The organism is Pantoea sp. PNT03 (assembly GCF_014852515.1).
Lineage (GTDB): Bacteria > Pseudomonadota > Gammaproteobacteria > Enterobacterales > Enterobacteriaceae > Pantoea > Pantoea leporis.
The window spans coordinates 252,268-272,849 of the sequence record NZ_JACVBT010000004.1 but is presented as its reverse complement, the minus strand read 5'-3'; the positions used below and the strand labels follow the sequence as shown (position 1 = coordinate 272,849).

Genomic DNA, 20,582 nt, shown 5'->3' with positions numbered 1-20,582 from the left:
AACACGTTTAACGTCGTACGCATAGCATTTCCCTGAAGGTTGAAGAGGTTAATAAGGAAGAATCCAGCCGTCACGCAGCGCCACCCCCACAGTGGCGTCGACAACGGGTAAAGGCTGATCGGCCAGCAGCAGCGTGATGCTGCATTCGGGCGCGGCCAGCGGCGTCACGTTGAGCTGATGGTGGCCGCCGCGATAGATCACCCGCTGCACGCGTGCAGCAAACTGCGGTTCGCCCGGCGCGGCTAAGTGGAAATCGACTGCGTGAAAACTGGCTTGCGCCTGCGGCTGCGGGCGCTGATGCGGCGCGCAGCGTAACGACACGCGCAGGCCGCACAGCGTGGCATAAGCGCGGCCCTCGCCGAGCGGTTCGATATCGCTGATCGGCAGCACTTTGCCGTCGTCAATAAAGCGCGCGACCATGGCGTTCGCCGGTTCGCGCCACAGCGTTTGCGGCGTGGCGAACTGCATCACACGGCCGGCATCCATCACCACGATGCGATCGGCCAGCGCCATCGCTTCATGCTGATCATGGGTAATGTAGAGCAAGGTGGCGTGACTGTGATGATGGAAGCGGCGGAACTCCTCTTCCATGGTGGCGCGCAGGTGGACATCGAGGTTGGCGAGCGGCTCATCGAGCAGAACTAAGGTCGGTTGCGCCACTAAACAGCGCGCCAGCGCCACGCGCTGACGCTGACCGCCGGAGAGATCGGCGGGACGACGGGCGGCGAACGCTTCCAATCCCACCAGCTCCAGCGCCTGCTGCGTGCGGCGCTCGCGCTCGGCACGCGCGACGCCGTTCACTTTCAGACTGTAGGAAACATTTTCCGCCACCGTCATATGCGGCCATAGTGCGTAGCTCTGGAACACCACGCCAAGCTGACGATCTTCCGGCGGCAGATGCACGCCCGGCGCAGCGAAGCAGCGTTCGCCCACGTGGATCTCTCCGGCATCGGCGGTTTCAAAACCGGCCAGCAGGCGCAGCAAGGTGGTTTTGCCACAGCCCGACGGGCCTAATACGGCGATAAATTCCCCCTGCGCAATCTGCAGTGAGATGTCTTGCAATACCGGCTGCGCCGCAAAGGATTTGCGCAGCCCGCGCAGTGTGATTGATGCCATGTTTCTGGCCTTTCGCTAACCGTCCGGCTAAGACCCTACGACACTGTGATGACGATTCCATGACATTGCAGCTGGTCGCCCTAAATGGCGTAATGCTTGTCTGATAATCAGCGCGCTGACATCGCAGGGGTATCGCCCGCTAAGCATCCAACAGTTTCAGAATGCCTGGCTTGGTTTTTCGAGAGTCTGCATTTATGCGCATCTGGTTGCCATGAATGGCAATCCCAGGGGATTCATAGCGATTTTGAGTTAAGGATACGTACCACTGCTGCAGCGAGGGTGTTGGGGCGACATCCTAACCCGCTGAACGAATGAGGGATTCCAGGGCGAGCCGCAGGGATGCGGCGAGAGGTGGCGCTGAGCAGGAGCGAATCGCCGCCGGTCCGTCAGGAATCGTGAATGAGTGAAGGCACCGCGAAGCGGCGGGTTGGGCTGGCGCAGGGCCCGGGAGTGCAGAGGGCGCGGCCAGGCGTCCTCTGCTCGGTCGCCGCACCGAAGTGCTGCAACTGTCCAGGTTTAAGGCGAACGAAAGCCGCTCCGAGCTTAACTGAGCGGCATGACGCGATTCACAGATGCATGCCGATATAGCGCTCATAACGCGCGGGCTTCACCCGCGTGAGATCCACCAGCACTAAGCCATCAATACAGTTATTGAAATCGGGATCGCTGCCGAAATCGATAAACTGCACGCCGCCCGGCTCGCACACCTCGGAATATTGCTTGTAGAGCGTGGGAATGGCGGTGCCGAGATTCGCCAGCAGATGTTTCAACCGGCGTAAATCTTCGCTGTAGTTATCGCCGGTGAACTGCGCCAGCACTTCCGGCAGCGAGGCTGGATAAGGGCGGCGTGAAGTCGCCAGCGGCAGTTCGGTAGCGAAATACAGACGATAGAACGCCACCAGCAGATCGCGCGCCGCCAGCGGCATGCCGCCCGAGATCGAGACCGGACCAAATAAGTAGCGGGTTTCGGGATATTTAGCGATGTAGGCACCAATGCCCATCCACAGATAATCGAGGCCGCGTTTGCCCCAATAGGCAGGCTGAATAAAACTGCGGCCCAGCTCCAGCCCCTGATTGATGATCGGCAACATGCGCTCGTCATAGTGGAACAGGCTGTCGCTGTAGATGCCTTCCAGCCCACGACGCTCCAGCTGCTCGGCGCCCGGAATAAAGCGATAGGCGCCGACGATCTCCAGCGCATCGTCGTCCCACAGAATCAGGTGATAGTAATCGTCATCGTATTTATCGAGGTCGCGACGCCGCCCGCTGCCCTCACCCACCGCGCGGAATGCCACTTCCCGTAAGCGCCCGAGCTCACGCAGCAGCGGCACCCAGCTGGCACCGTTGCGTCGCCACAGGTAGATCTGCTTGCCATCCGGCAGCGTGCCGAGTCGCTCGCTCTCCATCAGCGCTTTTTTCAGTTCGGCGCGATCTTCCGGCCGCGCAATCGCCGCTTCGGTCTGAAACAAGCCGCGTCGTCCCTGACCAATGCGATACAGATGTTTGCGCAGCCGCTTCGCCAGCTCTTTGCCTGGCGTGTGGCCATCATGCCAGTTGGCAAACGGGATCTGTTCGCCGATGTGCAACTTAATGCGCGAACCGCGCTGACGAAACATTTCGCGTACCAGCATCAGTAACGCGAGCGGCGAGGCAATTTTTGCGGCGGCGTAAAATGCCAGGCTGTTGCGCCCCACCACGTGCACCGGCACGATTGGCGCGCGAGCGCGGGCCGCGAGGCGTAAGAAGCTGTGATGCCAGTGACGATCGCGCACGCCTCGGCTGGAAAGGCGCGACACTTCACCCGCCGGGAAGATAATCAGCACGCCCTGATTATCGAGATGCTGCTGCATGCGCGTTAGCTGTTCGCGGCTGGTACGGTTGCCCATGTTATCCACCGGCAACATCATGTTGTTGATCGGCTCCAGCATCATCAACATGCGGTTGGCAACAATTTTCACATCGCGTCGCACCTGCGAAACCGCCGCCAGCAATGCTAAACCATCCAGCGCACCGAGTGGATGGTTGGCAACTATCACCACCGGGCCACGCGTGGGAATCTGCTCCAAATCGCGCTCGCTCAGTTCACAGCGCACATCAAGATGCTCCAGTACCTGCTCCACCATATCCACGCCTTTCAGATGACGATAGCGGGCGGCAAACGCCTGGAATTCATGTTCGCGAACGGCCCATTTCAGGGCGCTTTTCTGCCAGTTTGCCGGTTGATGACCTGGCCAGTAGGTATCGAGAAGCTGATCAACGGAAAACATCATTCACCTTTTACACGCAGCGGTTTATCGCTTCGACGTTAAAACGGCTTGTTTTCAGATTTATGACTGCAGCGTCGTGAGAGCCTAAAAAGCAGCCACTTGCATTGTTCTTGCGCATAAAAAACAAAAACTCACCTTAAAACCCCAAATTCAAGACATGACTTAAAGCTTATTGTTAAGCAGCGTGAATTAATCTGGTCACACCAGTTAAATTGTTTGTTAAAGGGTGTTTTAACTTTGCGTTTATTTTTTATTTTTTCCTCTGGGCTACACATATGATTCATTCGGTATTTATTGTTGATGACCATCCGTTAATCTGTACGGGCATTCAGGCATTACTGCAGTCATATCACTACGCCATTGCTGGCACTGCTAATAAAAGCGATCTGTTAATAACCGAGCTGCATAGGACACGTCCGGACGTTTTACTGCTCGATCTCACCATGCCTGGACGCGCTGGCATTCCGTTGATTACGGACATTAAGCGCGCGCTGCCAGACCTCAAAATCATTGTTTATACCGCTTCAGAAAGCCTTTTTTATCAACGATGTTGCTTGCAATTAGGCGTGGAAGGCTATGTGTGTAAACGCGGCAATTTAGACACTCTCCTTACCGCAATAAAAGAGGTGGAATGTGGTAAGCGTTTTTATCCGGTAACGGAGGAAGCGGCCGAGGTAAACGAGTTAATTGAGAGTGAAAAATTGATGAGCCTGACGCGCCGGGAACTGATGGTATTGGTGAAACTGGCGTCGGGAATGACAAATAAAGAGATCGCCTCACAATTACAACTCAGTAGTAAAACGGTGAGTACCTATAAAATAAAAATCCTGCGTAAATTAGGTTTAAAAGGGATTAGTGGCATTAATATGACAGCAAAATTGAATGAGTTGGTGTGAAAGATCGGGTCGCCATAAATGGCGACCCCACTCAATTAGAGTTTTAACGGTGGCAGCTGCGAAAACACGCTCAACAATCCTTTGCTCCACAGCTGACGAATTTGTGAAAAATAGGGATGCTGTTCGGTGATGTGATATTGCTCGCTATCGCTGAAACTGTCGGTGCGATAGACCATCACATCCAGCGGTAATCCCACCGAAATATTACTCGCTAACGTGGAATCCATTGAAATCAACGCACACTGCATCGCCTGACTGAGCGGCGTTTCATAGCGCAGCACGCGATCAATAATCGGTTTGCCGTACTTGCTCTCACCAATCTGGAAATAAGGCGTATCAACGCTGGCTTCGATGAAGTTGCCCTGCGGATAGATCTGGAACAGACGCGGCTCCTCGCCACGAATCTGTCCCCCCAGCAGCAGCGTGCCGCCAAACTCCTCGCCATCGCGCTTGATCACCTCGCGCAGCGTTTCACCTACCATCAACGCAATGTCATACAGCGATCGTCCATTCAGCAAATTAGGTTGATCGTTATCGCCGTTATGCCGTCGCAGCAGGCTCAGCACGCTCTGCGTGGTAGCCAGATTGCCAGCGCTTTGCAGCACCAGCGTGCGTTCATCATCGACCTGAAACACATGCAATTTACGGAACGAGGAAATATGATCGACGCCCGCATTGGTCCGCGAATCAGAGACAAAAATCATCCCTGAAGATAAACGCATTGCCACACAATAAGTCATAGTTACGCCTGTTCTGATTACTGCTGCGCATGCACCTGAAGCACCGCAGCCACCGCCAGCATATCTTCACCGCCGCCGCCCAGCCGCATACCGCGCACCGGACAGGCATCGAGATAATCCACACCAACCGCCAGACGTAAATGCTGGCGCGTGCTGCGGGTATTATTGGTGATATCAAAGCTGTGCCAACTGCCATCCAGCCAGGCTTCAACCCAGGCGTGAGTGGCGACGTGCTCAACGTTTTCAGTATAGAGATAGCCGCTTACATAGCGCGCCGGAATTCCCAGAGTGCGACAGCAGGCGAGAAACACGTGGCTGTGATCCTGGCAAACGCCGCTGCCTGCGGCAAATACTTTCGCGGCGGTATCAGTTACCTGGGTGCTGCCGGGACGATACGGCATCTTCAGCAGCAATTCATCCATCAACTTTTCCAGGCTGGCGAGCGGCTTTTCCGGCCGCCAGTAGCGCTGGGCAAACTCGCGGATCTCGGGATTGGGCAGCGTCAGCGGCGTGGCGCGCAGAAACACCAGCGGCGACAAGGCGCACTCCGGATCGGGTGCCCACTCGCCGGCATCAAGGATCTCCACCACACCGCGCGCGGCGATATCGAGCTGCTGATGCGGCGTATCCAGCGTTAGCACATGCATCACGTTGCCGTAAGCATCCTGCGTGCAGGTGGCTGCGCAGGGCAGCTCCAAATCCCACGAGATAATTTGCTGATGCACCGAATTTTGCGGCGTCAAACGCAGATACTGGGTGCTGAGTGTCACCTGCTGCTCGTAGGCGTAACGGGTTTTGTGCTCGATGTTCAGTCTCATTTCGCCTCCAGATAGGTGTGATTGATGCTGTCTGCCAGCGCGTTCAGGCGCGTCAGGAATGCATTGAGCCAGTGCGTTAACCCTTCCTGGGTCAGGCTTTCCCAGGTACTAAACCTGATTTCCGCCAGCAGCACGGTGATCAGATAACGCGGACGATCTTCGCCGCTGCTGCCGATCTGCTCGAGCTGGGTAGCGATCTCATCAATACAGGAGTGCAGCGATCGCGGACTTTCACTGCGCAGGATCAGCATCTCATTCACCAGATCCGGTAACAGCTGCTGCTTAAAGATGGCGTTGTAGGCTTCACGCGCCGACACCGCGCGCAGCAAGGTATCGAGGCGATAATATTCGCGCACCGAATCGGACTGTTGTTCCAGCAGTTGCTGATTGACGCTCAGCAAACGCGCGGTGCCGTCGCTGCGCTCCATCAGCGTGCCGATGCGGATAAAACTCATGGCATCACCGCGCAGCAAGGTGCCGAACATCGCGCCACGAAACAGGTGCGAGCGCTCTTTCACCCAATCGAAAAAGCTATCGGCGTTGGCGCTGGTAATACCGCGCCGCCGCGTATTGCGCATCTCAATCCACGTCGAGTTGATGCTCTCCCACACTTCCGACGACAAACTGCCGCGCACCGCATGCGCGTTGTTCCACGCCTCCTGCCAGCAGCTGAAAATGCTGCACGGATTGCGATCGTCGAGGGCGAAAAAGTTGAACAGCTGCGGCATGGTGAAGCGGCCGTTGAGGGTTTCAAACAGTTCACGCGTGCCGGTGAGATTAAGCGGCAGCAGCAGATCGTCGCCCTGGTCACCGCGCACCGGCATTAACGACAAACGGTTGGTCACGTCTAACACGCGAGCAAGTTGTTCTGCGCGCTCAAGATAGCGCGCCATCCAATAGAGGCCACTGGCCGTGCGGCTTAGCATGATGCGTCATCCTCCAGAACCCACGTGTCCTTGGTGCCACCGCCCTGCGACGAGTTCACCACCAGCGAACCTTCGTTCAGCGCCACGCGGGTTAAGCCGCCGGGCACCAGACGAATATCCGCGCCGCACAGCGCAAACGGGCGCAGATCGATGTGGCGCGGCGCGAGGCCGTTATCGATAAAGGTTGGACACGTGGAGAGCGATAGCGTGTCCTGCGCGATGTAGTTTTCCGGGCGCGCTTTGAGGCGATCGCGGAAATCACTCAGCTCCTGCTGGCTCGCCACCGGGCCAATCAACATGCCGTAACCGCCTGCGCCGTGCACCTCTTTCACCACCATTTTCGCCAGGTTGGCCAGCACGTAGGTGAGATCCTGCGGTTTGCGGCATTGCCAGGTGGGTACGTTATTGAGGATCGGATCCTCATCGAGATAGAAACGGATCATGTCCGGGACGTAGGGATAGATCGATTTATCATCGGCGACGCCGGTGCCGATCGCGTTCGCCAGCACCACGTTGCCGGATCGATACACCGACAACAAGCCCGGCACGCCGAGCATCGAATCCGGGCGGAACGCCAGAGGATCGAGGAAGGCATCATCAACGCGACGATAGATCACATCGACTTTGCACGGCCCGGCGGTGGTACGCATCATCACCGCGCCATCTTTGACGAACAGATCGGCGCTCTCCACCAGCTCAACGCCCATCTGCTGCGCGAGGAAGCTGTGCTCGAAGTAGGCGCTGTTAAAGCGGCCCGGCGTCAGCACCACCACCACCGGATCGTTGACCGGCGAGCTTTCGCGCAGGGTTTGCAGCAGATGCGAAGGATAACGTTCTACCGGCGCGATGTGCTGCCCGGCGAACAGTTCCGGATAGAGGCGCATCATCATCTTGCGGTTCTCCAGCATATAGGAGACGCCAGACGGCGTGCGCAGATTGTCCTCGAGAACGTAATATTCGCCGTCGTTATTGCGCACCATGTCTACCCCAACAATGTGTGCGTAGATGTGGCGATGCAGATCGACGCCTTGCATGCAGGGCTGATATTGATCGTTCACCAGCACCTGTTCAGCGGGCACGATGCCGGCTTTGAGGATCAGTTGCTGATGGTAGATGTCGTGCAGGAAGGCGTTAAGGGCTTGTACCCGTTGGCGAATGCCGCGATCGAGCATCGCCCACTCGCTGGCAGGTATGATGCGCGGCACGCTGTCGAAAGGAATTAAACGTTCCGCGCCGCCGTCATCACCGTAGACGTTGAAGGTGATGCCGACGCGATGAAACAGCAGTTCCGCTTCTTCACGTTTGCGCGCCACGGCCTCTTTGTCCGCCTGTTGTAACCATTCCCAGTATTGCTGGTAGTGAGCGCGGTGTTGGCCATCGCTCAGCCACATCTCATCATAGAATTGTGATGCTATCTGGTAGCTTTCTTTCATGATTTACCCGGCGCTTGTCAGAGGACCTCACACTCTCCTGCACAAACTGTGCCAGAGGCTTGCCCCGGTAAGGCACACGCGCCGCGTCAACGGAGATGGCTGTTTTGCACTTTACTGGTGCATTAGCTGCTGCGCGATTGGCAGCCAGATCTCCGTCATCGCGCCTTCGCCACCGGTAAAAGGATCGCGGGATGGCAGCGGCACCTGCTGGATCTTCTCCTTCGACGCACGTAAACGCGACGGCTCATCACGCACGGTTTCCGGGGACATGCCTTCAGGATAGGCGCCAACGGTGAAAAAATCCTCTGAGGCAAATACCTGTTTGTGGCCGACGCCCGCCGGGATCAGTACCGCATCGCCTTCACGCAGCGTCACCATGCGACCGCTGTCGCCGCCGAACAGCACTTCCGCCCAGCCAGCCGCAACACCCAGCACTTCATGGGTGTTCGGATGGTAATGCGTATAAGGAAAGATCGGCGCACGCCATGCGGCGGGCCAGCCGTTGCGGGTAAAGGTTTTTTCAAACCAGGCGGCGCTGTCTTCCGTCGGATTTTCATCGTCATACGGCACAATGCCGGGCCAGATGATCAGCGGCAGCGGGCTGTTGGGCACGCCGCCCGACGGCAGCGATAACATCAGATGTTGCGGATTGCTGGAGGATCCAGCGGAAAAGGTGCCGGCGGCGAAAGACATCAGTAACAGCAGGCTGGAGTGGTTGGCAGTCATACTCTTTCTCCGGTTAATCACGATGCTTAATTGTGGCTTACCAAAGTGGCATTGCAATGTGCGCCCACCAACAAAATTCACAAAAAAGAATGATTTAGCTAACTAAAGCCAAATTTATTAGCAACATAATTAACATCTCGTGCGGGTGAATGAGAGTCGTCATAAATGACCTAATGCTCGTCAGTTAAGACACGAAAAACCCTTATTACCGAGAGCACACATTGTAGCGGCGCAATTCATTGCGCGATAAATCGCGCCGCTACGAAAGGTGCGGTGATTTAACACGGCGCTGAAATGAGCGGCATTACGCCCTAACTGGCGCGCATTTATGCGCACCTGGCGGCAAAGCGCACGAATTTAAGACAAAAAAAACCGGTGGATTTCGCCACCGGCCGAATCAAAAAAAGCGATTCAAAGGCACTGACAGGTTATCGCAGGCGCTCAGCGATAGGTTTCACAACGTTCTCCCCTTCGCGACCATAAAACTGGAACAGGGTTTCTGCAGCGGCATCGGTTAACACCAGAATTTCAATGCGGCGATTACGCGCACTCATGGGATCGTCATGATCGCGCGGCATGCGTGACGCCATGGCGTTAACCTGCAATACGCGCGCACTCTCCAGCCCGCCACGCTCCAGCGCGCGGCGTGCCGCCAGCGCACGATCGCCCGACAGATTCCAGTTGTTGTAGGCGGCGTTGCCGCTGTACTGCGCGGCATCGGTGTGGCCGCTGATCATGATTTTGTTGTCGATGCGGTTAAACACCGGGCCGAGCTCGGTCAGCAGTTTCTGGAAGAATGGCGTTAGCACCGCGCTACCGCGTGGGAACATCATGCGATCCTGATCGTCCTGAATCAGAATGCGCAGCCCTTGTGGCAAGGTTTCCAGCATCAGGTAATTTTGCGCGTTATAGCTGTTGATCATCCGTTGCAGCTGGTTGTGTAGCAGCACCAACTCCGCATCCGAGCGTGACAGCACGCTGTCTAAATCTTCCTGTGGCTTGCTGCCGGCGTTCAAACTGATGTCAGCTTTACCTGGGCTGACAGTCGCTGGTTGCGTCGGCGGGGAAATTGCCATGGTTTCGCCGATAATCGCCGATCCGCCCGAGTTCTCAACGTCAAAAGGATTGAAATTGGTGCCATCAAAAACCGACGTGCCGTTCAATTGCGCGACGATCTCTTTACGCTCCTCTTCACTCACCGCGCCCATGATCAACTTTGTGGTGGTCACCAAAGGTGCCGAACGTATATCTGAAGTCTCGGCGCGCTTTACGCTTGATGCGTTGCCAGGCAAACAGATGGCGATCGATGCCGATCTCAATGCCGGGTTAATCAATCAGGAACAGGCGCGCACGCGTCGCCAGGATGTGGCAAACGAAGCCGACTTTTACGGTGCAATGGATGGCGCATCCAAATTCGTACGCGGCGACGCCATCGCCGGCATCATGATCCTGCTGATTAACGTGGTTGGCGGTATTTTGATTGGCGTATTCAAATACGGTTTACCGGCAGGACAAGCGTTTGAACAATATGTCCTGCTGACCATCGGTGATGGCTTAGTCGGACAAATTCCTTCACTGCTGCTCTCAACGGCGGCGGCGATTATCGTGACGCGCATCAGCGATGGTGCGGACATGGGCGATGACATCAAGTCTCAGCTGCTGGCTAAGCCAGGTACGCTGTATACCGCTGCGGCCGTGATGTTTGTGCTGGCGGTGGTGCCGGGCATGCCGCATCTGGTGTTCCTGGTATTTACCGGCCTGCTGCTGTTCGCTGCGTGGCGTCAAAGCCAGAAAATTAAAGCGCCGACGCAAGATCATCACGCTATGGAAGCGATCAGCCAGGCGCTGACGCAGCCGGACGATCAGCCCGCCATCGGTTGGGACACTATCCCGATGGTTGAGCCGATCGGGCTGAATCTCGGCTACAAGCTGGTGACGCTGGTGGATAAAGGCAAAGGTGCGCCGCTGACGCTGCGTATGCGTGGCGTGCGGCAAGTGGTGTCGGAAACCAGCGGCGTGCTGCTGCCGGAGATTGCGCTGCGCGAGGATTTCCACCTCAAGCCGGCGCAGTACGCGATCAAGATCAATGGCGTGCGCACCGCCGTCGGCGAAGTGCATGCCGATCGTCTGATGGCGATCCCGACGCCGGAACAGTACGGCGAAATCGATGGCGTATTAGATACCGATCCGGCCTACGGCATGGCGGTGACGTGGATTCTGCCCGAGCAGAAAGCCAAAGCGCTGAACCTGGGTTATCAGGTGGTGGATTGCGCCAGCGTGGTGGCCACCCATGTGAATAAAGTGGTGCGCGAGAATCTGCCGGAGCTGTTTAACTACGATGACATCACTCAGCTGCATCAGCGTCTGGCGAATGTGGCGCCTAAGCTGTCGGAAGATGTGAATGCGGCGGTGAACTTCAGCTTGCAGCTGAAAGTGTATCGTCTGCTGCTGAACGATCAGGTGTCGCTGAAAGACATCACCACCATCGCGACGACGTTGCTGGAGAGCGCGGCGATCACCAAAGATCCGATCCTGCTGACTTCCGATGTGCGCTATGCCCTGCGTCGCGCCATGGTGGCGGCGATTGCGCCGGACAACAAACCGCTGTCGGCTTATACGCTGGAAAACAGCCTGGAGAATCTGCTGCTGGCGGCGCTGAATCAGGCACAGCAAGCCGGCAAAGTGGCGCTGGATAGCTTCCCGGTTGATCCGAATATCCTGACGCAGCTGCAGAGCACGCTGCCGGTGATGGTGGAGCAGTTGAAAGCGCAGAACCTGACGCAGGTGCTGCTGGTAACACCGCAACTGCGCCCGCTGATTGCGCGCTACGCCCGTCTGTTTGCCAATGGGTTGAATGTGTTGTCGTACAACGAAGTGCCCGATGATGCGAATTTGCAGATTGTGGGTCAGGTGAGTTAGATCGTGCTGGCTGTCACAGATTGTGCTGGCTGTCCCCAGATTGTGCTGGCTGTCCCCCATCCCGGCCTTCCCCCGCAAGCGGGGGAAGGAGATGCTGCCACATGCCAGTGCTGAAGCTGCATGTGGCAGCATCTTCCTCCCCCATTTATGGGGGAGGACCGAGGAGGGGGACAGCAAGCACCAACCGAGGAGGGGGACAGCAAGCACGAGCGAAATCTAACAGCGAGCACGATCCAGGCACCACTAGCACTAACCCTCCCGCGCCGCCAGAATCACCGCAAAAACCGCGTCCGGCTGCAGCATCACCTCATGATTCCAAAATCTCAGCACCCGCCAGCCATGTCTATTTAACCGTTGCGTACGTTCATCGTCATATCTGATAGTTTCACCATGTTGCGATCCATCGAGTTCAATCGCTAGCCGCTTCTCCAGGCAGGCGAAATCCAAAATATACGGGCCGAAAGGGTACTGTCGGCGAAATCGCATACCGCCACATTGTCTGGCACGCAGCACAGACCATAGCTTTCGCTCTGCTGGCGTCATGTTATTTCTCAGTTCCTTCGCGCGCAGCACATGATGTCGCATGTTATTCATCCTGAAAAAGCGCATCTTGTTTCCGCAATGGCTCAATCTCAACGCATGCAGTGCAATCTTGAGCAACACATCGCAACTGTTATAAAAAAACACAGCGAATCTGTCTCTAATTCGCTTCACTGTTATGTGCTTTACTGGCAGGCAGTGATAATTAGAGGTGAACAATGGACGCGATCAAACAAATCCTGCTCGACGAAATCGCCACGCTGAACCGCGAAGGACAGCGTGATAATTTGCCGCGCTTTAGCTTTTCCTTCCTCAAAACCCATCCGGGGCTCTGGGCCATTATGTATCTGTGCTACGCGCTGTGCGTGGCGCTGATCTTTTCAACCGACATGCTCGGCTGGCCAGCGTTCTGGTTTGCCACGGTGTTTGTGGTGGTGATGAGCGTGCTGATGCTGATGGATATCAACCCTAAATATCGCTTCGAAGATATCGACACGCTGGATTTGCGCGTTTGTTATAACGGCGAATGGTATTACGTGCAGCCGGTTTCTCAACAAGCGCTGGATAAGATCCTTGATAACCCCCACACGCCGGAGCGCGTACGCAGCGGCATTGATCGCCTGATGAAGCAGAAAGGTGAAGTGGATTTCTACGACGTTTACTATCTCACCTGGGGCCACCAGCAGGCGGCCCAGGTTTAACCGTTTAGCGTGCCAATCAGTTTTCCCAACGTCTCTACCGCCGCCTCGGCCCGTGCATCCCACGGCCAGGCGGTGTTGAAGCGGAAACAGTGGCTGAAGCCTTCGCTGCTGGAAAACAGCTGGCCGGGCGCGATGCTGATGCCCTGCTGCAAGGCCAAATGATACAGCTCAGTGGTATTGATCTGCACTGGCAGCGCAACCCAGAGAAAATAACCGCCCGGCGTATCGCTGATGTTGGCCTCAGCAGGTAATACCCGGCGCAGCGCCTGTTGCGCCAGCTGCTTACGTTTAGCCAGCGTCTGCCTTAGCTTCTTTAAATGCGTATCGTAGCTGCGCGTGCTGAGGAAATCGGCGAGGGCCAGCTGCATCGGCGCGCTGGTCGAGAGCGTGCTCATCAACTGAATACGCTGCACGCGCTGCGCATGACGTCCGGCCGCGACCCAACCGACACGAAATCCCGCCACCAGATTCTTCGAGAAACTTCCGCAGTGCAGCACGTTGCCATCAAGATCAAAAGCTTTAGCCGGCAGCGGTTTGTCATGGCCTTCATACAGATCGCCATACACATCGTCTTCAATCATCGCCACGTTGTAGCGCGCCAGCAGTTCCACCAACTGCTGCTTGCGCTCGGCGCTCAGGGTAAAGCCGAGCGGATTTTGTCGGTTGGTCATCAGCCAGCAGGCTTTCACCGGCCAGCGCTGCAAGGCCTGCTCCAGCTCATCCAGATCCATGCCGTGTTCGACATCGCTGGCGATGGCAATCGCGTTCAGCTTGAGGCGTTCAATCGCCTGGAGCGCACCATAAAACGACGGGTTTTCGAGGATCACCCAATCACCGGGTTCGGTGACGGCTTGCAGGCTGAGGTTGAGCGCTTCCATTGCGCCATTGGTGATGACGATGTCATCCGGCGACAGCGTGATGCCCTGCTGTGCGTAGCGCTGGGCGAGAATTTTGCGCAGCGCTTCATTGCCTGGCGGCAGGTTGTTGAGCGCATCGGTGGGCTTTAAGTTGTGTGAGACTTTTACCAGCGAGCGCATCAGCTGGCGCTGCGGGAAGAGTTCTGGATCGGGAAAGGCTGAGCCAAACGGCATGATGGCGGGATTGCGCGTGGCTTGCAGCACGTCGAACACGAAGCTGTTGGTATCCGCCTGATCGGTTTTGCCGATCTCTTGCGTGGGCAGGCGCGGACGGCTTTCGGCGGCGCGTGGCGCCACGTAATAGCCGGATTGTGGCTTTGAGACGATCCAGCCCTGACTCTCCAGCACTTCATAGGCGTGCATCACCGTCATCAGGCTCAACCCGCTCTGCTCCGCCTGCTGACGAAGCGACGGCAGTTTTTCGCCCGGCGGCCAGATGCGCGCCTCGATTTGCGTGCGAAGCTGCTCGACCAACTGCTGATATTTCGCCACCCGAACTCCGATGTAGAGGATTTGGCGGCTAGTTTCCCTCACCCTAACCCTCTCCCGCAAGCGGGAGAGGGAATGAAGGCGTTAAGGCACCTGCTCCAGCGCTAACTCTTCTTGATAAAAATTCGGCAACTCGCCAATGCGTTCCGGCGGCACCGGTTTACCCAGCAAATAGCCCTGCAAGGTATCGCAGCCTAAACCGGTGAGGAACGCCTGTTGATCCTGGGTTTCTACCCCTTCGGCGACCACTTTCAGATGCAACGACTGCGCCAGCGCGACAATGGCGGAGACGATGGTGGCATCTTCCGAATGCGCCTGCAGTTCATTAACAAAAGCGCGATCGATTTTCAGCTCGCTGGCCGGTAACCGCTTGAGATACAACAAGCTGGAGTAACCGGTGCCGAAATCATCAATCGAGGCTTTTACGCCCATATTGGTGAGCTCGGTAAGAATACGCACGCTCTCTTCCGGATCGCGCATCGCCGTGGTTTCGGTCACTTCCAGCGTCAAAAGTTCAGCCGGAATCTGGTGCTGCGTCAGCGCCTCGGTGACGTTTTCCACCAGATTGCTTTGCTCAAATTGTACAGCCGACAAATTGACCGCCACCGACCAGTGCGGGTGGCCCTGCAGATGCCAGGCACGCAGCTGGCGACAGGCTTCGTTGATCACCCAGTTGCCGATGTTAATGATCATGCCGGTCTTTTCCGCCATCGGCAGAAAGGCGTCCGGCGCCAGCAGACCGCGTGAAGGGTGCTGCCAGCGCAGCAGCGCTTCAAAGCCAAGGATCGGGCCGCTCGGCGCGCAGTATTTTGGCTGATAGAACAGGCGTAACTCTTCGTTATCCAGCGCTTGCCATAGATCGTTGTTCAGCTGCAATTGCGACTGCGCCAGCGTGTTCATTGACGGCTGGAAGAAGGTGTAACCGTTGCGGCCGTTGTTCTTGGTGTGATACATGGCGGCATCGGCGTTGAACATCAGCTCGCGATCATCTTTGCCGTCACCGGGGTAAACCGCAATTCCAATACTCAGCGACACCACCAGCTCATAGCGCGAGATATCGAATGGGCGATCCACCGCTTTCACCAGCGTATCAGCAACCGCTGCGGCATCATTGGGTTCAGCAATTTCCAGCAGCAGCACAAACTCGTCGCCGCCCATGCGCGCCAGCGTGTAGTGCCCTTTCATCTGTTCGGTCATGCGCTCGGTCACGCCAATCAGCAGGTTGTCGCCCACGTGATGGCCAAAAGCGTCATTTACCGCTTTGAATCCATCCAGATCCATAAACATCAGCGCAAACTGCGTTTTCTCACGGTTGGCTTTATTGAGGGCTTGCTCCAGACGATCTTCCAACAAAATACGGTTGGGCAGACGCGTCAGGTTATCGTGTAGCGCCAGCTGTGCCAGCTCACGGTTGGCTTCCGCCAGCGAGTGGGCAAGGATCGAGGTGCGCGCTTGCAGACGTGCATCGAGCATTGAGACCAGCAAAGTAATGCCGAGGATCGCTAGCGTCACCACCGTCACCACCACCGCCAGCCAGTTGCTGTTTACGCCCATGTGCGTCGCATGGCTGTGCATCGGGAAATTGGCCGCCGCCATGCCGGTGTAGTGCATGCCGGCAATCGCACAGCCCATCACCACCGATGCGCCTAAACGCAGCGCGGTGACGCGGCCGTGACCTTCGCGCAGGTTAAACGCCAGCCAGAGCGCGGCGCCTGAGGCCACCAGCGCAATCGCCACCGATGCCGCCACCCAACCCCAATTCCAGGTGATGCCGGGCGTAAACATCAGCGCCGCCATGCCGGTGTAGTGCATTGCTACAACGCCGGAACCCAGCACCACAGCGCCTCCACACAGTCGCAGCCACGGCAAAGTGGGCGTTGAGCACACCAGCCACAGCGCAAAAACCGAGGCTAATACCGCCACCACCATGGAGGTGACGGTGAGCGTAGGATCATAGCTCATGACCATATCGAGGCTCATCGACAGCATGCCAATGAAGTGCATCGCCCAGATGCCCACGCCCATAGCGAATCCACCGCCGAATAACCAAACCAGCGCCACCTTGCCAGTTGAGGAAGCCACGCGCCCTGCCATATCAAGCGCAGTAAACGAGGCCAGCATCGCTACCAGAATCGAGACGATGACGGTAAACGAATCGTACGAAGTCACTAACATAGTGATTTCCCAAGTAAAAGCCGGTGTAAGTCAGCTGTGGTGTTGTTGTTAAAAAAGTGCGGTCTATTGGTTTTATTGTAGGAATTATCGGCAGCGTAACTGCCGATATGAGTTTTTGAACGATGAAACCTTCCGATGGGGAAGAAACTAAAAATTGTTTATTGCGCGCCCGCCAGCGGCACCACGTTATCGCTAAAGGCCAGCGGCGCCGCAAGCGCAGCGGTAAATTCACCGATGCGATCGGCTGGTGTGGGCTTGCCGAGCAGATAACCTTGCAGCGTGTCGAAGCCTAACCCGGTGAGCAAACGCTGCTGCTCCTCGGTTTCGACCCCTTCCGCCACCATGCGCAGGTTAAGCGTTTGTGCCAGCGTCAACATCGCAGTGACCACCGTGGCGTCTTCGCTGCCGGCGCGCAAACTGTTGATAAAGGCGCGGTCGATTTTCAACTCACTGGCTTCGAGGTGTTTCAAGTGCAGCAAGTTGGCGTAGCCGATGCCGAAGTTATCAATCGCCACTTTCACCCCAAGACGATGCAGTTCGGCAATGCGCTGCTGGCTGAACTGCGGATCGCGCATCGCAATGTTCTCGGTAATTTCCAGCATCAACGCCCCGTCAGGGATTTGATGGCGCTGCAATGCCTGGCGCACGCTCTCAATCAAATCACGCTGCTGAAACTGCAGAGCCGAGAGATTGACCGATACCGTCCAGTCGCCGTTACCTTCATCGTGCCACTGCTTCAGCTGGCGGCAGGCTTCATTGATCACCCAGTTACCCAGCGCGACAATTTGCCCGGTTTTCTCGGCGCGCGCCAGAAACATATCGGGCATCAGCAGGCCGCGACGCGGATGCTGCCAGCGCAGCAGCGCCTCGAAGCCCATCAATACGGTGCCGCCCGCGCGGAATTTTGGCTGATAGAACAGGCGCATCTCCTGATACTCCAGCGCGTTCCACAGATCGTTAGCCAGCGCCAACTGATGCTGCGCCACCGCGCTCATCGCCGGTTCAAACAGGCACCAGCCGTTACGCCCGCTGTGTTTGGTGTGATACATGGCGGAGTCGGCGTTGAACATCAGCTCCTGCTGGCTGCGACCATGCAGCGGGAAGATAACGATACCGACGCTGAGCGAGACGCGCAGCGAATAGCGATCGAGTTCGAAAGGCGCATCAATGATTTGAACCAAACGCTGCGCCAGTTTGGTGGCCTGATGCAGATGAAATTGCGGGCAAAGTATGACGAATTCATCGCCGCCCAGACGCGCCAAAAGAATCTCCTCACTCAGTTCATCGCGCAAACGATCGGCTACCGCGATCAGCAAGCGGTCGCCAACGTGATGGCCCCATGTGTCGTTAATGGCTTTGAAACCATCCAGATCCATGAACATCAGCGCGAAGTTTTCATCCTGCAGCGTCGCCTGCTTGATCGCCGTGGTGAGTTGCTGCTCCAGCATCACGCGATTTGGCAGCGCGGTGAGGTTGTCATGCATCGCCAGCTGCCGCAGCTCGCTGTTGGCGCGCTTGAGTTTGGCAGCGAGACGCGCGGCACGCAGTTGTGCATCCAGCATCGAGATCAGCAACATCAGCCCCAGAATGCTCAGCGTGATAATCGTGACCCACACCGCCATTCCCTCTTCGCTGGCGCCGTGATGTTGCATGCTCACCGGCATAACGAATTCTGCTGCCGCCATGCCGGTGTAATGCATGCCGGCAATCGCAATGCCCATCACCAGTGCTGCACAGGCGCGCAGCAGCAGCAGGCTTTCGCCCTGGCGCAGATGAAAGGCCAGCCATAACGCCGCACCTGATGCTGCGTAGGCAATCAGCACCGAAAGCGCCACCAGCGGCAGATTCCAGTAAATCGGGGTGGCAATCATCAGCGCGTTCATGCCGAGGTAGTGCATGACAATGATGCCGCTTCCCATGATAAGGGTGCCGCGAATTAAGCGGCGTCGGGTGAGATGACTGCCCTGCACGCCCTGCGCAAAGGCGAAGATGGCGCTGATAATCGCCACCAGCAATGAGATGGCGGTCAGCTCGACGTTGTAGCGCATGGTCATCGGCATCATCATCGCCAGCATGCCAATAAAGTGCATTGCCCACACGCCGATGCCCATCGCGGTGCCCCCGCCGATCAACCACAGTGTTGCCAGATAACCGCGTGAAACGGCCACGCGCCCGGCGGTATCTAAGGCGGTGAACGCGGCAATGAAGGCCACGATCAGTGAAACGGTAACCAGAACGCTATCCCAGGTAACCAGCAGCATGTGCGCTCCTAAACTCCACCCGCTGCGGAGCGGGTGCGGTGTCGTCAAAACAAAACAAGAATGATAAAGCGCCGATCAAGGGCGATTAATGTCCCCCTGCGGCGCAGTTCAATACAGAACTGGTCCAGAAAAATCTGGAGTTGTCGTGCGGATTTTTTTTATTTTCATCGTCAGTCGTTAAGCAAAAAATTAATAATATCTGATTAATGCACGAACATAACATTGAACCGAAGCGCGCGGTAGAGGGTGAAATCATCGTCTATTTAGTTTTTTTAACCGCTCGCTACCCCTTGTGATTACTGAGTTATCGGCGAAAAGTGTGAATTGATTAGGGAAAAATTGAACCATCTGCATACAGGGGCCAATTTGCTGATCTATAGTAAAGAAAATTGATATAAATCATTAATCCGCCATCCAGGAATTTTCTTAGATGGCAGGCGCTTATGCGGTCGGGCCGAATGCGGCTCTTGTTTTAATTCGGATGTATTTTCATAAATGAATGACCAGGTGAAAAAGCACTGACCTTGGATAATCAGTAAGGAATGATTATGAAACTCAAGCTTTTTCTTGTGGCCACTAGCCTAAGCGCCGCGCTTGCACCCACTGCTGTTTTTGCCGCCACCACAACGGGAACCATCAATGCTACGTTGACGCTGACCACAGGTTGTTTGGTGAACGGTCAATCTGCTACGACGGGGGTGAACTTTGGTACCCTGAACTTTGGTAGCAGCGCAGCCACCTTTGATACCCTCAACGCCACCCTGGTCGGCGCGTCGGGTAATGGTATCTTTGTCCGCTGCACCACCGGACAAACCTTCAACGTGCAGGTCACTAGCAGTAATGCCGCTCCGGCGACCATTTACGGAACGGTGAGCGGCCAGCCGCGCTACCTGATCCTCGGCTCCAACAACACGCAAGGCATTGCCTATACGCTGTATAGCGACGCCGCGTTTACTACCGCTATTGCCAACAACACCAATATCGCCGCCAGTGGTACCACGGATCCCACGCTAGGGACCAACTACGCCATTTATGGTCGCGTGGTGGGCGGTGGCTTTAACCCGTTGATTCCGGCAGGAACATACACCGACACCATTAACGTGGCGGTGAATTACTGAGGGAAAGGATAATCAGGGAGGCCGTGGTGCAGCGGTGGGTGCACAGTGCAGGCGGCCTTGCCCTGCTGATAGGGAGCGTCTCCGCCTGGGGGTTGCCGACCGCAACGTTTCAGGTTTCAGCATCAGTAGTGGCAGGCTGTGTTGTCTCCGGAACCAGTACCGGGGTATTTGGCACGCTTAATTTTGGTACCCAATCTGGCGTGGCCGCAAGCAGCGTCAGCGCCAGCTATGTGCAAAGCACCACCATCACGCTCGCCTGCACGCCAGGCACCGCCGTGAGTATGAGCATCAACGGCGGCAGTAATTACACCTCCACGCGCAATCTCAAACACACCAGTAACACCAATACCGTGGCGTACAGCCTGTATACCAATGCGGCACACACCACGGCTATTCCGGTGAATAGCCCGATGGCGCTGAGCTACAGCAATGCCAACAACATCACGTTGCCGATTTACGGCTTATTAACGCTGCCCGGCCCCACGCGCGCCGGGACCTATACCGACACTTTAACCGTCACGCTGAGTTGGTGATGGCGTC

General features: G+C 56.5%; 16 protein-coding genes and 1 pseudogene. 5 read left to right on the top strand and 12 right to left on the bottom strand.

Going from position 1 to position 20,582, the window contains the following annotated elements:
* Positions 1-48: 48 nt before the first annotated feature.
* The gene (locus IB226_RS15840; RefSeq protein WP_192236311.1) at positions 49-1,116 is read right to left on the bottom strand and encodes an ABC transporter ATP-binding protein; all 1,068 of its coding nucleotides are present in this window, start codon (positions 1,114-1,116) and stop codon (positions 49-51) included.
* A 566-nt stretch (positions 1,117-1,682) separates the two neighbouring features.
* A complete protein-coding gene (locus IB226_RS15835) occupies positions 1,683-3,383 on the bottom strand; it encodes a lysophospholipid acyltransferase family protein (protein WP_192236541.1) in 1,701 nt (566 codons plus the stop codon).
* Between the two features lie 275 nt (positions 3,384-3,658).
* Here IB226_RS15835 and IB226_RS15830 point away from each other — a divergent pair, with 275 nt between their 5' ends.
* Positions 3,659-4,279 carry a response regulator transcription factor gene (locus IB226_RS15830; RefSeq protein WP_101761815.1) on the top strand — a complete coding sequence of 207 codons (621 nt, stop codon included), beginning with the start codon at positions 3,659-3,661 and terminating at the stop codon, positions 4,277-4,279.
* Positions 4,280-4,314: 35 nt separating this feature from the next.
* Here IB226_RS15830 and IB226_RS15825 read toward each other — a convergent pair whose 3' ends face one another.
* The 6 genes from IB226_RS15825 to IB226_RS15800 all read right to left on the bottom strand — a co-directional run bounded on the left by IB226_RS15825 (position 4,315) and on the right by IB226_RS15800 (position 10,151).
* Positions 4,315-5,019, bottom strand: a complete 705-nt coding sequence (locus tag IB226_RS15825) for a proteasome-type protease (RefSeq protein ID WP_101761814.1) — start codon at positions 5,017-5,019, stop codon at positions 4,315-4,317.
* Between the two features lie 17 nt (positions 5,020-5,036).
* Positions 5,037-5,837, bottom strand: a complete 801-nt coding sequence (locus IB226_RS15820) for a transglutaminase family protein (protein WP_101761813.1) — start codon at positions 5,835-5,837, stop codon at positions 5,037-5,039.
* Positions 5,834-6,763, bottom strand: a complete 930-nt coding sequence (locus IB226_RS15815) for an alpha-E domain-containing protein (RefSeq protein WP_101761812.1) — start codon at positions 6,761-6,763, stop codon at positions 5,834-5,836. The genes IB226_RS15820 and IB226_RS15815 overlap by 4 nt, the downstream gene beginning before the upstream one ends.
* On the bottom strand, positions 6,757-8,196 hold the full coding sequence (locus IB226_RS15810) for a circularly permuted type 2 ATP-grasp protein (RefSeq protein ID WP_101761811.1): 1,440 nt from the start codon (positions 8,194-8,196) through the stop codon (positions 6,757-6,759). Before IB226_RS15810 ends, IB226_RS15815 begins: the two co-directional genes overlap by 7 nt.
* Positions 8,197-8,307: 111 nt before the next feature.
* Entirely contained in the window at positions 8,308-8,922 is a 615-nt protein-coding gene (locus IB226_RS15805) for a cupin domain-containing protein (RefSeq protein ID WP_101761810.1), read from the bottom strand.
* Between the two features lie 428 nt (positions 8,923-9,350).
* A complete protein-coding gene (locus IB226_RS15800) occupies positions 9,351-10,151 on the bottom strand; it encodes an OmpA family protein (protein WP_370579889.1) in 801 nt (266 codons plus the stop codon).
* Between IB226_RS15800 and IB226_RS15795 the strand changes: the two are divergent.
* Positions 10,129-11,841: pseudogene (locus IB226_RS15795) on the top strand (flagellar biosynthesis protein FlhA); the annotation flags it as partial. The gene IB226_RS15800 and the pseudogene IB226_RS15795 overlap by 23 nt on opposite strands.
* Positions 11,842-12,090: 249 nt before the next feature.
* Here IB226_RS15795 and IB226_RS15790 read toward each other — a convergent pair.
* Positions 12,091-12,528 (bottom strand): endonuclease domain-containing protein, encoded by a 438-nt coding sequence (locus IB226_RS15790; RefSeq protein ID WP_370579887.1) that lies wholly within the window; start codon positions 12,526-12,528, stop codon positions 12,091-12,093.
* A gap of 71 nt (positions 12,529-12,599) precedes the next feature.
* On the opposite strand from IB226_RS15790, the gene IB226_RS15785 reads away from it, so the two are divergent.
* The gene (locus IB226_RS15785) at positions 12,600-13,082 is read left to right on the top strand and encodes a YlaC family protein (RefSeq protein WP_101761807.1); all 483 of its coding nucleotides are present in this window, start codon (positions 12,600-12,602) and stop codon (positions 13,080-13,082) included.
* Here the strand turns inward: IB226_RS15785 and IB226_RS15780 are convergent.
* From IB226_RS15780 to IB226_RS15770, 3 genes are all read right to left on the bottom strand, one after another.
* The gene (locus IB226_RS15780; RefSeq protein WP_192236307.1) at positions 13,079-14,491 is read right to left on the bottom strand and encodes a PLP-dependent aminotransferase family protein; all 1,413 of its coding nucleotides are present in this window, start codon (positions 14,489-14,491) and stop codon (positions 13,079-13,081) included. The genes IB226_RS15785 and IB226_RS15780 overlap by 4 nt on opposite strands.
* A gap of 81 nt (positions 14,492-14,572) precedes the next feature.
* Positions 14,573-16,663 (bottom strand): bifunctional diguanylate cyclase/phosphodiesterase, encoded by a 2,091-nt coding sequence (locus IB226_RS15775; protein WP_192236305.1) that lies wholly within the window; start codon positions 16,661-16,663, stop codon positions 14,573-14,575.
* 158 nt (positions 16,664-16,821) lie between these two features.
* On the bottom strand, positions 16,822-18,924 hold the full coding sequence (locus tag IB226_RS15770) for a bifunctional diguanylate cyclase/phosphodiesterase (protein WP_192236303.1): 2,103 nt from the start codon (positions 18,922-18,924) through the stop codon (positions 16,822-16,824).
* 548 nt (positions 18,925-19,472) lie between these two features.
* Between IB226_RS15770 and IB226_RS15765 the strand changes: the two genes are divergently transcribed.
* On the top strand, positions 19,473-20,042 hold the full coding sequence (locus IB226_RS15765; RefSeq protein WP_008103338.1) for a spore coat protein U domain-containing protein: 570 nt from the start codon (positions 19,473-19,475) through the stop codon (positions 20,040-20,042).
* A gap of 23 nt (positions 20,043-20,065) precedes the next feature.
* A complete protein-coding gene (locus IB226_RS15760; protein WP_192236301.1) occupies positions 20,066-20,575 on the top strand; it encodes a spore coat U domain-containing protein in 510 nt (169 codons plus the stop codon).
* Positions 20,576-20,582: the final 7 nt, after the last annotated feature.

What these genes read in the sequence shown, in the direction of transcription:
- IB226_RS15840 (WP_192236311.1), bottom strand. Translation starts at nt 1,116, where the DNA reads ATGGCATCAATCACACTGCGCGGGCTGCGCAAATCCTTTGCGGCGCAG.
- IB226_RS15835 (WP_192236541.1), bottom strand. Translation starts at nt 3,383, where the DNA reads ATGTTTTCCGTTGATCAGCTTCTCGATACCTACTGGCCAGGTCATCAA.
- IB226_RS15830 (WP_101761815.1), top strand. Translation starts at nt 3,659, where the DNA reads ATGATTCATTCGGTATTTATTGTTGATGACCATCCGTTAATCTGTACG.
- IB226_RS15825 (WP_101761814.1), bottom strand. Translation starts at nt 5,019, where the DNA reads ATGACTTATTGTGTGGCAATGCGTTTATCTTCAGGGATGATTTTTGTC.
- IB226_RS15820 (WP_101761813.1), bottom strand. Translation starts at nt 5,837, where the DNA reads ATGAGACTGAACATCGAGCACAAAACCCGTTACGCCTACGAGCAGCAG.
- IB226_RS15815 (WP_101761812.1), bottom strand. Translation starts at nt 6,763, where the DNA reads ATGCTAAGCCGCACGGCCAGTGGCCTCTATTGGATGGCGCGCTATCTT.
- IB226_RS15810 (WP_101761811.1), bottom strand. Translation starts at nt 8,196, where the DNA reads ATGAAAGAAAGCTACCAGATAGCATCACAATTCTATGATGAGATGTGG.
- IB226_RS15805 (WP_101761810.1), bottom strand. Translation starts at nt 8,922, where the DNA reads ATGACTGCCAACCACTCCAGCCTGCTGTTACTGATGTCTTTCGCCGCC.
- IB226_RS15785 (WP_101761807.1), top strand. Translation starts at nt 12,600, where the DNA reads ATGGACGCGATCAAACAAATCCTGCTCGACGAAATCGCCACGCTGAAC.
- IB226_RS15775 (WP_192236305.1), bottom strand. Translation starts at nt 16,663, where the DNA reads ATGTTAGTGACTTCGTACGATTCGTTTACCGTCATCGTCTCGATTCTG.
- IB226_RS15770 (WP_192236303.1), bottom strand. Translation starts at nt 18,924, where the DNA reads ATGCTGCTGGTTACCTGGGATAGCGTTCTGGTTACCGTTTCACTGATC.
- IB226_RS15765 (WP_008103338.1), top strand. Translation starts at nt 19,473, where the DNA reads ATGAAACTCAAGCTTTTTCTTGTGGCCACTAGCCTAAGCGCCGCGCTT.